11 protein-coding genes and 1 tRNA gene are annotated in these 13454 nt (G+C 64.1%); 3 read left to right on the forward strand and 9 right to left on the reverse strand.

Going from position 1 to position 13454, the window contains the following annotated elements; translation table 11 throughout:
* Complete coding sequence (gene rnr / locus A9J21_RS08290) at positions 1–2622, reverse strand: ribonuclease R (RefSeq protein WP_066733781.1); 2622 nt, start codon at positions 2620–2622, stop codon at positions 1–3.
* Positions 2623–2691: 69 nt separating this feature from the next.
* Between rnr and A9J21_RS08295 the strand changes: the two genes are divergently transcribed.
* The 3 genes from A9J21_RS08295 to A9J21_RS08305 all read left to right on the forward strand — a co-directional run bounded on the left by A9J21_RS08295 (position 2692) and on the right by A9J21_RS08305 (position 4160).
* Positions 2692–2778: transfer RNA gene (locus A9J21_RS08295), tRNA-Leu, on the forward strand.
* Positions 2779–3051: 273 nt separating this feature from the next.
* Positions 3052–3486: an Rrf2 family transcriptional regulator gene (locus tag A9J21_RS08300; RefSeq protein WP_066733783.1), complete on the forward strand. Its 435-nt coding sequence runs from the start codon at positions 3052–3054 to the stop codon at positions 3484–3486.
* A 62-nt stretch (positions 3487–3548) separates the two neighbouring features.
* Complete coding sequence (locus A9J21_RS08305) at positions 3549–4160, forward strand: NAD(P)-dependent oxidoreductase (RefSeq protein ID WP_066733786.1); 612 nt, start codon at positions 3549–3551, stop codon at positions 4158–4160.
* Positions 4161–4223: 63 nt separating this feature from the next.
* On the opposite strand, the gene A9J21_RS08310 is transcribed toward A9J21_RS08305, so the two are convergent.
* The 8 genes from A9J21_RS08310 to der form a co-directional block, all read right to left on the reverse strand.
* Positions 4224–4793: a phosphoribosyltransferase gene (locus A9J21_RS08310; RefSeq protein WP_066733789.1), complete on the reverse strand. Its 570-nt coding sequence runs from the start codon at positions 4791–4793 to the stop codon at positions 4224–4226.
* 134 nt (positions 4794–4927) lie between these two features.
* Positions 4928–6271, reverse strand: coding sequence for an adenylosuccinate synthase (locus A9J21_RS08315; RefSeq protein ID WP_066733792.1), 1344 nt, complete (start codon positions 6269–6271; stop codon positions 4928–4930).
* Positions 6272–6460: 189 nt separating this feature from the next.
* On the reverse strand, positions 6461–7612 hold the full coding sequence (locus tag A9J21_RS08320; protein ID WP_066733794.1) for an ATP phosphoribosyltransferase regulatory subunit: 1152 nt from the start codon (positions 7610–7612) through the stop codon (positions 6461–6463).
* Positions 7613–7752: 140 nt separating this feature from the next.
* Positions 7753–8658, reverse strand: coding sequence for a protease modulator HflC (hflC, locus tag A9J21_RS08325; protein ID WP_066733797.1), 906 nt, complete (start codon positions 8656–8658; stop codon positions 7753–7755).
* Positions 8659–8669: 11 nt separating this feature from the next.
* Entirely contained in the window at positions 8670–10007 is a 1338-nt protein-coding gene (hflK, locus tag A9J21_RS08330) for an FtsH protease activity modulator HflK (protein ID WP_066733799.1), read from the reverse strand.
* Between the two features lie 107 nt (positions 10008–10114).
* A complete protein-coding gene (gene hflX / locus A9J21_RS08335; RefSeq protein ID WP_066733802.1) occupies positions 10115–11371 on the reverse strand; it encodes a GTPase HflX in 1257 nt (418 codons plus the stop codon).
* Between the two features lie 265 nt (positions 11372–11636).
* The gene (hfq, locus tag A9J21_RS08340) at positions 11637–11876 is read right to left on the reverse strand and encodes an RNA chaperone Hfq (protein WP_066733804.1); all 240 of its coding nucleotides are present in this window, start codon (positions 11874–11876) and stop codon (positions 11637–11639) included.
* 210 nt (positions 11877–12086) lie between these two features.
* Entirely contained in the window at positions 12087–13430 is a 1344-nt protein-coding gene (der, locus tag A9J21_RS08345) for a ribosome biogenesis GTPase Der (RefSeq protein WP_066733806.1), read from the reverse strand.
* Between the last annotated feature and the right edge of the window lie 24 nt (positions 13431–13454).

Raw genomic sequence — 13454 nt, forward strand, 5'->3', positions numbered from 1 at the left:
TTACCGCTTGCGCGTGGCGCGGCTGGTTTTGCCGGCTGGCTTGGGCGCCCGCTTGGCAGCGGACTTCTTGGCCGTCTTCAGGTGCGGCGGCTTGGGCTTGGCGGCCCGCTTGGCCTGCTTGCCAGCAGGCGTCTGGCGGCCCGGATGCGGCGCATGCCCGACATTCGCTTCACGCGGCTTCACCGGCGTGATCACGGCCTCGAACACCGGTTGCTCTTCGATCACGCGGTCCAGCGTTTCGTCGAACGATTCCTCGGGCTTCGAGGTGCCGCCCAGCAGCGCGGCCAGTTGCCGACCCTTCTTGCGCGCGGGCACCGCATGGGCTGCCGGCACGCGCGGTTGCTCGGGAGCACCGGCGCGCCCACGCAGCGTCTTGGCCGACGGCTCCTGCACCAGGCGGAAGTCGATCTTGCGCGCATCCAGGTCCACGCGCGATACCTGCACGCGCACGCGATCGGTCAGCCGGTAGCGGATGCCGGTGCGCTCGCCACGCAGTTCGTTGCGCGCCTCGTCGTACTGGAAGTAGTCGCTGCCCAGTTCGGTGACATGCACCAGCCCTTCCACGTACAGCTCGTCGAGCTGCACGAAGATGCCGAACGACGTGACCGCGCTGATCGTACCGGCGAAGTCGCTGCCAAGCTTGTCACGCATGAAGTAGCACTTCAGCCAGGCTTCCACGTCGCGCGATGCCTCGTCGGCACGGCGTTCGTTGGCCGAGCAGTGCAGCCCCAGTTCGTCCCAAATACCCTCGTCGCGCTTGGCGCGAGCGGCGGCGTTCTCGGCACGTTTCTCGGCATCGGCGGCCTGCATGCGGCGCGCCTTGGGCGAGATCTGCGTGTTGAGTTCCGTGCCGTGGATAAAGGCCGGCCGGTACTTGGTATGCGCCAGGATCGCCTTGATCGAGCGATGCACGAGCAGGTCGGGATAGCGCCGGATCGGACTCGTGAAGTGCGCGTAGGCCTCGTAGGCCAGGCCGAAGTGGCCGATATTGTCCGGGCTGTAGACGGCCTGCTGCATCGAGCGCAGCAGCATCGTCTGCAGCATCGGCGCATCGGGGCGGGACTTGATCTTGTCCATCACCTCGGCATAGTCCGATGCCTGCGGCTTGTCGCCGCCGCCCAGGGACAGGCCGGCCGTCCTCAGGAATTCGCGCAGGTTCTTGAGCTTTTCCTCGCTCGGGCCCGCGTGGATGCGGTACAGCGCCGGGTGCTTGAACCGTTCGAGGAAGTCGGCCGCGCAGACGTTGGCCGTCAGCATGCACTCCTCGATCAGCCGGTGCGCATCGTTGCGGGTACGCGGCAGGATCTGTTCGATCTTGCCCTGCGCGTTGCAGACGATATACGTCTCGGTCGTGTCGAAGTCGATTGCACCCCGCTCGCGGCGCGCCTTGAGCAGGACCTGAAACAGCTCGTACAGGTTCTGCAGGTGCGGCACCAGTTCGGCACGCTTGTGCGCCTCGGGGCCCTTGGTGTTCGACAGCACGGCCCAGACCTCGTTATAGGTCAGGCGCGCCGCCGAGTGCATCACGGCCGGATAGAACTGGTAGCCCTTGAGTTCGCCCTTGGCCGTAATCACGGCATCGCAGACCATGCACAGGCGGTCGACATTCGGATTCAGCGAGCACAGGCCGTTCGACAGCTTTTCCGGCAGCATCGGAATCACACGCCGCGGGAAGTACACAGAGGTGGCGCGGTCGAGCGCATCGGCATCCAGCGGCGTGCCGGGCCGCACGTAGTGCGACACGTCGGCGATGGCCACGATCAGGCGCCAACCCTTGGCGCGGCCGATCTTGACCGGCTCGCAGTAGACCGCATCGTCGAAGTCGCGGGCATCCTCGCCGTCGATCGTCACCAGCGGCACGTCGCGCAGGTCGATGCGGTGATCCAGGTCGGCCTGGCGCACTTCGTCCGGCAACGCCTGCGCTTCCTTGGCGGCAGCCGCCGAGAACTCGTGCGGCACGCCGTACTTGCGCACGGCGATCTCGATTTCCATGCCGGGATCATCGATATCGCCCAGCACCTCGACCACGCGGCCCACGGGCTGCACGTAACGGTCCGGCCATTCCATCAGTTCGACGCTGACCACCTGGCCCACGCGCGCCTTGCCTTGCGACTTGGGCGGGATCAGGATGTCCTGGCCGATGCGCTTGTCTTCGGGCGCCACCACCAGCACGCCGTTTTCGGACAGCAGCCGGCCGATCACGAAGCGGTTGGCCCGCTCCACGATCTCGACGATCTGCCCTTCCGGACGCCCGCGGCGGTCGTAGCCCACCACGCGCACCTGGGCGCGGTCGTTGTGCATCGCCTTCTGCAGTTCGCGCTCGGGCAGGAAGATATCGTCCTCGCCATCGTCGCGAATCAGGAAGCCAAAGCCGTCGCGGTGGCCCTGTACGCGGCCCACCACGAAATTCGGTTGATGGGCCAGTTCGTAGCGGCCCTTGCGGTTCAGCTCGATCTGGCCGTCGCGTTCCATCGCGGCAAGCCGTTTCTGAAAGCCGTCATGCTCCTTGCGCGTGACGGCCAGGGCCTTGGCGATGTCGCCGGCCGACAGGGGCGACCCCGAAGTTCTCAGTACGCCGAGGATTTCTTCCCGGCTAGGGATCGGATAGTTGTTCTGATTCAATTTTTCTCGAAACTATTTGACAAACGTTTGACGGTCGCTATAATGGCCGCTTCGGTTGTTTCGACACCTGCCCAGGTGGCGGAATTGGTAGACGCACTAGGTTCAGGTCCTAGCGGTGGCAACACTGTGGAGGTTCGAGTCCTCTCCTGGGCACCAAGATTCAGCAAGGAACCCGCAACGTGAGTTGCGGGTTTTTTGTTTTCTGCTGCTGAATCCTTCAAATTCTCTCCCTCTTGCCTGTTGCCTTTGTCCGTGGCTCTTTTCTGACTTGGAGCCGTGGATGAGTGTATCAGTTTCAGTGCCGATTCCGGCATTATCTCGCCATCTTCGCCACATCCATCGCGAAAAATAGAGTGGCCTCCCCATTCAACTCACCGATTGACGGTGGGCCGATCTGTAACTATGATGGTTTCACATTGAGATTTCCGCATGAGCACCAGCAGCCGGTTTGCCGTCGCCGTCCATATTCTCACCCTGCTCGCGCAGGCTGAGGGCCCGGTCCCGTCGTCGATGATCGCTGGCAGCGTAGGCACCAACCCGGCGCTGATCCGCCGCATGATCGGCACGCTGACCGAAGCGGGCTTTGTGACGACGACGATGGGTAGCACCGGCGGCGCGACACTGGCGCGGGCTGCGTCAGACATCACGCTGCTCGACGTCTTCCGTGCCACCGAGACCACGGCGCTGATCACGCTGCACCAAAGCGCGCCGAATCCGGCGTGCATGGTGGGCCGCGAGATCACGGGCGCCCTGCAGGTGGTGGCCGATCGCGCACAAGCTGCCATGGACGCCTCGCTCGCGGAGATCACGATTGCCAGCATGCTCGGCGAGGTCGAGCATGCCGCCCGGCGCCGCAAGCGCTGATTTTTTTACCTCGATATGTAACCAACTTGGTTTCACATCCACCTAGCCAAAAGGAATCCATCATGAAGATCGCCATCATTGGCGCCACGGGCAACGTGGGCAGCCGCCTGACCGACGAAGCCCTGCGCCGTGGCCATACCGTGACCGCCCTCGCCCGCCAGGCATCCAAACTGCCCGCGCGCGAAGGCGTGACCGCCCATGACGTGGATGTCGCCAACGCATCGGCACTGGCCGCTGCACTGCGCGGCAGCGATGTCGTCATCAGCACGGTGCGCTTCCTGCAAACCAGCGCCGCGCAGATCTTGGCCGCGGTCAAGGCCGCTGGCGTCGACCGCCTGCTGGTGGTGGGCGGCGCGGGCAGCCTCTATGTGGCACCCGGCGTGCAACTCGTAGATACGCCAAATTTCCCCGACGCCTACAAGGCCGAGGCATCGGCCGGGCGCGATTTCCTCAACGCATTGCGCGGAGAAACGGCCCTGGCGTGGACCTTCCTGTCGCCTTCGGCCCTGTTCACACCGGGCGAACGGACAGGCAAATTCCGTCTGGGGAACGATGATCTGCTCACGGCTGCCGATGGCAAGAGCTGGATCTCGATGGAAGACTATGCGATCGCAATGCTCGACGAAATCGAGCAGCCGAAGCACGTGCGGGAGCGGTTCACGGTTGGGTACTGATTACCCGCCCGGCAAGGCCTCCCCACCCCCGCGTTCGGGCGTGGGGAGCAGACAAGGCGGCGCTTACGCAGCGCTGTCGTCTTCCAGCAGGCTGGCGCGCTTGCCGCGCTTGAGCCAGGCGGCCAGGTTGTGCGGGCGCAGCGTGTCGTATTCCTCGAACGGCTGGTGGATCCACGGGTTCGACGGCAGGAACGTCACGTGATAGTCGGGCTCCACCTTCGAGCAGGCCTTGTACCAGAGCACGGCCGAGCGCACGTCGGTCACGGCCGGGTAGCGTTCCTTCAGGTGACGGCCCACGCGCTCCAGCGTGACACCGGAGTCGACCAGGTCGTCCACGAGCAGGATCTTGCCCGACAGTTCGCCACGGGTCATCGTGATGTATTGCGCGATGTCCAGGTCGCCCTGCTGCGTACCGGCGGCTTCACGGTACGAGCTGGTCGCCAGGATCGCCAGCGGCACATCGAAAATACGCGACATCTGGTCGCCCACGCGCAGGCCGCCACGGGCCAGGCACAGGATCTTGTCGAACTTCCACCCCGACTCATGCACGTTCAGCGACAAGCGTGCGATCAGGCGGTGGTACTCGTCCCAGGAGACCCACAGGTTCTCTTCGTCGTTGACAGGCAGGTTCATGGCGTCTTTTCTTCTAATGGCCGGATCATTGGCCAGTGGATAAAGCATCGGCCCGCATGTCGCGGGCCGAATGGCTTTTGTGAGGCCGCGGCGCTCATGGCGCCACGGTCATGCTCACGGATATTTCCGTCGCGTCAGGCGACCTGGTACGGATGGCGCAGCAGGATAGTTTCGTCGCGGTCCGGACCGGTCGAGATCATGTCGATCGGAATACCGACGACTTCCTCGACCCGCTTCAGGTACACGCGCGCCTGTTCCGGCAGCGCTTCCCAGGTCTTCACGCCGAACGTCGACTCGTTCCAGCCCGGGTATTCCTCGTAGATCGGCTTGCAGTTCGCCACGGCATCCGAGCCACGCGGCAGGATATCCACGCGCTGGCCGTCCAGCTCGTAGCCCACGCACAGGTTGATCGTTTCCAGACCGTCCAGCACGTCGAGCTTGGTCATGCACAGGCCCGACACACCATTGATCTGCACCGAGCGCTTCAGCGCGGCGGCATCGAGCCAGCCCGTGCGGCGCGGACGGCCGGTCACCGAGCCGAATTCCTTGCCGACGTTGGCCAGGCGCACACCCACGGCGTCCTGACGGGCCGGGTTGTCGTTGTCGTACAGCTCGCTCGGGAACGGACCCGCACCCACGCGCGTGCAGTACGCCTTGGTGATGCCCAGGATGTAGTTCAGACGGCCCGGGCCCACGCCAGCACCGGCAGCGGCCGCACCGGCCACGCAGTTGCTCGACGTCACGAACGGGTACGTGCCATGGTCGACGTCCAGCAGCGTGCCTTGCGCGCCTTCGAACATCAGGTTGCCGCCGGCCGCGTTCACGGCGTACAGCTCGGCCGACACATCGGCCACCATCGGCTTCAGACGCGGCGCGTAGGCCAGCATCTCGTCCAGGATCTGCTGGAAGTCCACGGCTTCGGCGCCCAGGTACTGGGTCAGCATGAAGTTGTGGAAATCGACGTTCTCGCGCAGACGCTCGGCGAAATGCTTCGGATCGAACAGGTCCTGGACGCGCAGCGCGCGACGGGCCACCTTGTCTTCGTAAGCCGGGCCGATGCCGCGGCCGGTCGTGCCGATCTTGGCGGCGCCACGACGGGCTTCGCGTGCCTTGTCGATGGCAACGTGGTACGGCAGGATCAGCGTGGCGGCTTCGGAGATGCGCAGGCGGTTCTGCACCTGCAGGCCGGCGCCTTCGAGCTCTTCGATTTCACGGAACAGCGCTTCGGGAGAGAGCACCACACCATTGCCGATATAGCAGACGGTGCTTTCGCGCATGATTCCCGACGGGATCAGTCGCAGAATGGTCTTCTTGCCGCCGATGATGAGCGTGTGGCCAGCGTTGTGGCCGCCCTGGAACCGCACCACGCCTTTTGCATGATCGGTAAGCCAATCGACGATTTTCCCTTTGCCTTCGTCACCCCACTGGGTTCCGATCACGACGACATTGCGTCCCTGGCCTACTGCGGATGCGGACATGTTGAATTGGTCAGAAGGTTAAAAACGTATTCTACTCTCGTTGTTCGACGGTTCCGGGTTTTCACGGGTCCGTGTCACAGACGTTTGCTGTCCATTCCGGGCGATAACAGGCCGCCACGGGCAGCAAACGTCATTTGAAAGCAGGTGGAAAGCGCCGGCACGGATCGGCCGGCAGTGGAAATCAGCGAATCAACGCGGGACTACGACCCAGGCATCGCCCTGGCGCTGCAGTTGGCGGTCGCAGTTGAATTCATCGAGTTCGTGCGTATGGCCGGGCAGCGACTGGATCACGATCTCGCCCGCCGCGCGCAGCGTGGCGATGGTCGCACTGAGCGCGGGATCGGCATCCCACGGCGCAAAAATGGCCAGCGCACGGACTTCTACCGGCGACAGGGCTGCCACTTCGCGCAGATCGAGCGAAAAACCAGTGGCCGGGCGAGCACGGCCGAACGCCTCGCCCACCTTGTCGTAGCGGCCGCCACGGGCCACGTAATTCGGCAGGCCTGCAACATAAGCCGTGAACATCACGCCGCTGTGATAGTGGTAACCGCGCAAATCCGAAAGATCGATGTTCACGCTGGCACCGCGCACCTGTCCAGCCAAAGCGGCCAGTTCGTCCAGCGCTCGGCCGATGGCCGGGTCGGCGGGCAACGTTCCACGCGCACGTTCGATCACTTCAACGCCCCCATACAGCGTCGGCAATGCCAGCAACGCATTGCGCTCGGTGTCGGGCAGGCCTTGCGTCAGTTCACGCAGGGCCGGCACATCCTTCGTTTCAAGTGCCGCAAACAGCGCATCCTCGATATTGCGCACTGACGGCAGCGCCGACAGCAGTGCTTCGAGAATGCCGGCGTGGCACAGGTCCAGCCGGATGTCGACCAGCCCGGCGGCCTGCAGGGCAGCCAGCATCAACTCCTGGATCTCGACGTCGGCTTCCAGGCCCGCATGGCCGTAGATCTCGGCACCAATCTGAATCGGCTCGCGCGTGGCGTGGAAACCGGCCGGACGCGCATGCAGCACGTTGCCCGCGTAGCACAGGCGCGTCACACCCGGACGGTTCAGCAGGTGCGCATCGATACGCGCCACCTGCGGCGTAATGTCGGCACGCAGGCCCATCGTGCGGCCCGAAAGCTGATCCACCAGCTTCAGCGTACGCAGGTCCAGGTCATGGCCGGTACCAGTCAGCAGCGACTCCAGGTACTCGAGCATCGGGGGCATGACCAGCTCATAGCCATAGGTGCGGAACAGGTCCAGCATGCGGCGGCGCAGTTCTTCAATCTTGCGCGCTTCCGACGGCAGGACGTCGGCAATGTTTTCGGGCAGGAGCCAGCGGTTGGACATGGGGGTCTCTTCTATCAAAATCCGGGCCGGCGAGGCGCAAGCCCCCCAGCCGGACAAAACCCCGGCGGACCGGGGTTCTGTCGAATGTTGCGTTTCACGGCCCCCGCTTTGAGCGGGATGCCCGATGCGCGCCGTGCGCGCTACTTCTTGCCGCCGCTACCGGAAGCCGGCGCCGCGTTGCCGCCCGCCGACCGCATATAGCGGAAGAAGTCCGAATTCGGCTCCAGCACCATCACGTTGCCCTTGTCGCGGAACGTGTTGCGGTAGGCTTCCATGCTGCGCCAGAACTGCGCGAAGCTGGGATCCTTGCCAAAGGCATCGGCGTAGATCTGCGACGACTTGGCATCGCCCTCGCCCTTGACGATCTGGGCATCGCGATAGGCTTCGGCCAGTACCACCTCGCGCTGACGGTCGGCATCGGCACGGATTTTCTCACCTTCGGCGGCGCCCGTCGAACGCAGTTCGTTGGCAACGCGCTTGCGCTCGGCTTCCATGCGGCGATAAACCGACTCGCTGATCGCGGGCAGCAGGTCCACGCGCTTCAGGCGCACGTCGAGGATTTCGACGCCCACGGACTGTGCGTATTCGGCCATGCCGACGCGAATGTTCTGCATGACCTTGTCGCGCTCGCCTGCCACCACGTCGGACACGGTGCGCTTGCCGAACTCCTCGCGCGCCACGGCGTCGATACGCTGCGTCATGCGGTCCTGGGCGCCACGGACGTTGCCGGCGAATGCCACGAAGAACTTGCGGGGATCGGTAATTCGCCATTTGACGAACCAGTCCACCACCATCGACTTCTTCTCGGCGGTCAGGAAACGCTCACTGGCGGCCACGTCGATCGTCTGCAGGCGACGATCCATGAACACCACGTTCTGCAGCGGCGGCGGCAGCTTGAAATGCAGGCCCGGTTCACGCACCACCTGCTTGATCTCGCCGAAGGCAAAGACCACGGCATACTGGCGCTGATCGACCACGAACAGCATCGACGATACGACGGCCAGCAGGATAAACAGGCCAATGGCAAAGGAAATCAGTCGGTTCATGACGGGTCTCCTTAGCGAACGTCGCGGTCGCGGTTGCGCATCGACTCACGCGACCGGATGTCCGGCGTGGGCGTGTCGGTCGTGGCCGGCGTGCTGGAGCCCGCCGCCGGCGCAGTGGCCTGCGACGGCAGTTGCGACATCAGCTTGTCCAGCGGCAGGTACAGCAGATTGTTGCCCGCCTTGGCGTCAACGAGGATCTTGTTCGTGTTGCTGTAGATCTGCTGCATGGTCTCCAGATAGATTCGGTCGCGCGTCACCTGCGGCGCCTTGGCATATTCGGTCTGCACCGAGCGGAAGCGCGCGGCATCACCCTCGGCCTGTGCCACCACACGGGCACGGTAGGCTTCGGACTCTTCCTTCAGGCGCGCCGCCGTGCCGCGGGCACGCGGCAGGATGTCGTTGGCATAGGCCTGGCCTTCGCTGATCGCGCGTTCGCGATCCTGGCTGGCCTTGTTCACGTCATCGAAAGCAGCCTGCACCTGCTCGGGCGGCTGCACGCTCTGCACGTTGACGGAAATCACCCGGATACCGGTCTTGTAGGCCGTCAGGATCGACTGGATCGACTTGGCCAGACCCTGGGCGATCTGCTCGCGGTTTTCGTACAGCACCGCATCCATCTTGTTGCGGCCGACGATTTCGCGCACGGACGTCTCGGCGGCCTGCGTCACCAGCTCTTCGTCGCCACCGCGATCGGTCCTGTTGAAGAACAGGAATTCGCTGGCGTCCTGGATGTCGTACTGCACCGTAAAGCGGACGTCGATGATGTTCTCGTCCTGCGTCAGCATCGACGAGTCCTTGAGGTTGCTGTCCTTGATCGACGTGGCGCGGCCAACTTCCACCGAGCGCACCGCCGACAGGTTCACCACCTCGGCCGACTGGATCGGCCACGGCGCGCGCCAGTTGATACCGGGGCCCGTGGTGTACTTGAACTTGCCAAACTGCAGGATCACGGCGGTCTGCCCTTCCTGCACCATGAAGAAGCCGCTGGCCAGCCAGATGCCGACCACGGCCGCGACGATCACGCCGATACCGACGTTGGAGCCCTTGCCCGACGGGCGCGAGCCAAAACCATTGCCCTGGCCGCCACCGCCATTGTCCTTGCGGCCCAGCAGGCCGTTCAGGCGGCGGTTGAAGTCGCGCCACAGCTCGTCCAGGTCGGGCGGGCCGTCCTGCGGACGCTGGTTCTGCTGGCGACCTTTGTCCTTGTTGTCTTCATCGTCCTGTCCGTTACGACCCCAGCGCGGGTCGTTCAACGAGAAGATGGCGCGCAGGCGCGGCCAGCGAGCAAACCGCGCGGCGCGGCTGCCTGGCACGAAGTGCGAGTCAGGATTCCGAGGGAACAGGGGCATGTAGGGCACGGGTCCGGGAAAGTTTGGAACAGGGGGATTCTAGCAGCCATCTTGATCACTTTTGCTCAAATTCCCCCAATCGGGCGGCCATTCGCAGCGAACGGCTATCAGTCTGGGCGGTCGGCACCCCGATCCGGGGCGCTTTCGGGGCCCTCCAGGGGGTCTTCGGCGTCCCAGTCATCGTCACCGGCCGAAGGCGGAATGCCCGCCAGGCGCGGATCGTACGGGGCGGGATCGTCGGGCCGCGATGCCAGCCATTGAGCAACTTCGACCACGGCTTCGCGCAGCGCGTCGAGGCCCAGCCCGTCGCGCGCCGAAATGAACACGCGTGTCGGCACGCCCTCCTCGTTACGCTCGATGCGCGGGCCCTGCTCCAGCAGTTCCGGCGCGGCATCGATCTTGTTCATCACCACGATCTGCGGGATGTCGGAAGCGTTGATTTCCGCCAGCACGCGGTTCACCTGCTCGATCTGCTCGTGGCGCACCGGGCTCGATGCATCCACCACGTGCAGTAGCAGGTCGGCATGGACGGTTTCGTCCAGCGTGGCGCGGAACGCCGCCACAAGCTGCGTCGGCAGGTCGCGGATAAAGCCGACCGTGTCGGACAGCACCACGTTGCCGAATCCATCGAGAAACAGCCGGCGCGACGTGGTATCGAGCGTGGCGAACAACTGGTCCGCCGCATAGGCGCGGGCCTTGGTCAGCGCATTGAACAGCGTCGACTTGCCCGCGTTGGTATAGCCCACCAGCGAAATGCTGAGCGTGTCGTTACGGGCCCGCGCGCGGCGCTGCGTATGGTGCTGGCGCTGCAGTCGCGCCAGATCGGACTTGAGCCGCTTGGCGCGGTCGTCCAGCATCCGGCGGTCCAGTTCTAGCTGACGCTCGCCGGGGCCGCCGCGCATGCCGATACCGCCCTTCTGGCGCTCAAGGTGGCTCCACGCGCGCACCAGGCGCGACGCCTGGTATTGCACCTGGGCCAGTTCCACCTGCACCTTGCCCACGTGGCTTTGCGCACGCTGGCCGAAGATATCGAGGATCAGGCCGGTACGGTCGATCACGTGACGCCCCAGAAAGCGCTCCAGGTTACGTTGCTGGGCGGGGCTCAGCGCGTGGTTGAAGACGACCACATCGGCGTCCAGCGCGTCCGCCGCCTCCTTGAGCTCTTCCGCCTTGCCCGAACCGATGAACAGCGCCGGATCGGGGCGCGAGCGCTTGCCGGTCAGCGTGTGTACGGGCAACGAGCCGGCCGTGGAGGTCAGCAGCGCCAGTTCGGAAAGGCTTTCCTGGAAGTCATGCTTGCCGAAATCCACGCCGACGAGAATCGCGCGCGAAGGATCGGTCTGGGAGGTAGCTCTGGGTTGCAAGCGGGTGGACGCCAAGCGCCGGAAAAATTGGTTGGAAAACGGGGTTGGATCCGATTGTCAAGACAATGGCAGGCCGCGCTGCGGCAAGCTGTCGCACCTCATCGCCATTGGGCTCGGAGACGGACGCAGGCTTGATGGGGAACCGGATTTGGAAGGTGCCGCCCAGTCAGGGCAGCGCTGGCGGCGCAGGCCGGAGAACAGCTGGGACGGGAATGTGCAGCGTGACGGCCGCATGCGGATGCGGCCGCCCACAAACGAGGAAAAATCAGCCCTCGGAGGAATCATCCACACGGAAATTGACCGCGCGCGCAGGCACGACGGTAGAAATCGCATGCTTGTACACCATTTGGGTCACGGTGTTACGCAGCAGCACGACATACTGGTCGAACGACTCGATATTGCCTTGCAGCTTGATGCCATTGACGAGGTAGATGGAAACCGGCACGTGCTCTTTGCGCAGCGCGTTCAGGAACGGGTCTTGTAGCAATTGCCCTTTGTTGCTCATGGCACACTCCAAAATTATAGATTTAGTGATGGATCATGGGGACGAAAGTCCCCGGTTCAAGTCAGTTGGCGCAAAAACGCGCCAGAAAAAAGATCAAAACGGTACCAAGCTGGCATCTACGCGCAGGGCTTCCCCTGCTACTCGTGAATTTAGCCTCAGTTCCAAACGAACGCAAACGAAACTTCGGACGAGGAACGGCACCTTTTGGGCTCAATCCTTCGATTCGGCGTAAGGGTTTTTGTTCGTACGGAATTCGATGCGCAATGGCGTGCCCTTGAGCTTGAACGCCGTACGGAAGCGGTTTTCCAGGTAACGCTTGTACGCGTCCGTCACGTTCTGCAGCCCGTTGCCGTGGATGACCACGATCGGCGGATTGGAACCCCCCTGGTGCGCGTAGCGCATCTTGGGGCGCGATACCCCGGCGCGCTTGGGCTGCTGGAATTCCACTGCTTCCTGCAGCACCCGCGTGAGCTGCGGCGTCGGCAGCTTGACCATCGCGGCGGCGTACGCGTCGTCCACCGAACGCAGCAATGCACCAATTCCGGTACGTTCCTTGGCCGATACGTAATGGACGTTGGCGAAGCTCAGGAACTGCAGCTTGCGCTCCAGATCGTGCTTCACGCGGTCGCGCGCATGGCCGTCAAGACCGTCCCACTTGTTCACGCCCACCACCAGCGCACGGCCCGACTCCACGATAAAGCCGGCGATATGCGCGTCCTGCTCGGAAATGTCCTGCTGGGCATCGAGCAGCAGCACCACGACATTGGCATCGGCAATCGACTGCAGCGTCTTGACCACCGAGAACTTCTCGATGGCCTCGAACACCTTGCCGCGCTTGCGCAGGCCAGCGGTGTCGATCAGCGTGTAGGGCTTGCCACCGCGCTCGAACTCCACATAGATGGCGTCGCGCGTGGTGCCGGGCATGTCGAACGCGATCACGCGCTCTTCGCCGATCAGCGTGTTGACCAGGGTGGACTTGCCCACGTTCGGCCGGCCCACGATGGCGATCTTGGTGCCGCGCTGGTCAGCGTCGACCTCCTCGGCCAGCTCCGGGCGCTCCTGCACGGCCAGTTCCAGCGCCTCGTCGACGAGTTCGCTCACGCCGTCGCCGTGGGTGGACGAGATCGCATACGGATCGCCCATGCCCAGTTCATAGAAGTCGGCCGCCACCGAGGTGTACCTCATGCCCTCGGCCTTGTTGACGGCCAGCATGATGCGACGCCCGGTCTTGCGCAGGTAGTCGGCGATCACACGATCCTGCGGCGCGAGGCCCAGGCGGCCATCCACCAGGAAGATGACGACGTCCGCTTCCACCACGGCCTGGCGCGTCTGCTTGGCCATCTCGGCCACGATGCCGTCCTTGGCCACGGGCTCGAAGCCGCCGGTGTCGATCACGATGAACGGACGATCGCCGATACGGCCCTCGCCATAGTGGCGGTCCCGGGTCAGACCCGGCAAGTCGGCGACGAGTGCGTCGCGCGAGCGGGTCATGCGATTGAATAGCGTCGACTTGCCCACATTGGGACGGCCGACGAGTGCGATAACTGGTTTCATTCAATAAATGGAAACAGGGGCCGG

The sequence above is a fragment of the Cupriavidus sp. D384 genome (assembly GCF_001652915.1).
GTDB lineage: Bacteria > Pseudomonadota > Gammaproteobacteria > Burkholderiales > Burkholderiaceae > Cupriavidus.

What these genes read in the sequence shown, in the direction of transcription:
- A9J21_RS08300 (WP_066733783.1), top strand. Translation starts at nt 3,052, where the DNA reads ATGAGCACCAGCAGCCGGTTTGCCGTCGCCGTCCATATTCTCACCCTG.
- A9J21_RS08305 (WP_066733786.1), top strand. Translation starts at nt 3,549, where the DNA reads ATGAAGATCGCCATCATTGGCGCCACGGGCAACGTGGGCAGCCGCCTG.
- A9J21_RS08310 (WP_066733789.1), bottom strand. Translation starts at nt 4,793, where the DNA reads ATGAACCTGCCTGTCAACGACGAAGAGAACCTGTGGGTCTCCTGGGAC.
- A9J21_RS08315 (WP_066733792.1), bottom strand. Translation starts at nt 6,271, where the DNA reads ATGTCCGCATCCGCAGTAGGCCAGGGACGCAATGTCGTCGTGATCGGA.
- A9J21_RS08320 (WP_066733794.1), bottom strand. Translation starts at nt 7,612, where the DNA reads ATGTCCAACCGCTGGCTCCTGCCCGAAAACATTGCCGACGTCCTGCCG.
- hflC (WP_066733797.1), bottom strand. Translation starts at nt 8,658, where the DNA reads ATGAACCGACTGATTTCCTTTGCCATTGGCCTGTTTATCCTGCTGGCC.
- hflK (WP_066733799.1), bottom strand. Translation starts at nt 10,007, where the DNA reads ATGCCCCTGTTCCCTCGGAATCCTGACTCGCACTTCGTGCCAGGCAGC.
- hfq (WP_066733804.1), bottom strand. Translation starts at nt 11,876, where the DNA reads ATGAGCAACAAAGGGCAATTGCTACAAGACCCGTTCCTGAACGCGCTG.
- der (WP_066733806.1), bottom strand. Translation starts at nt 13,430, where the DNA reads ATGAAACCAGTTATCGCACTCGTCGGCCGTCCCAATGTGGGCAAGTCG.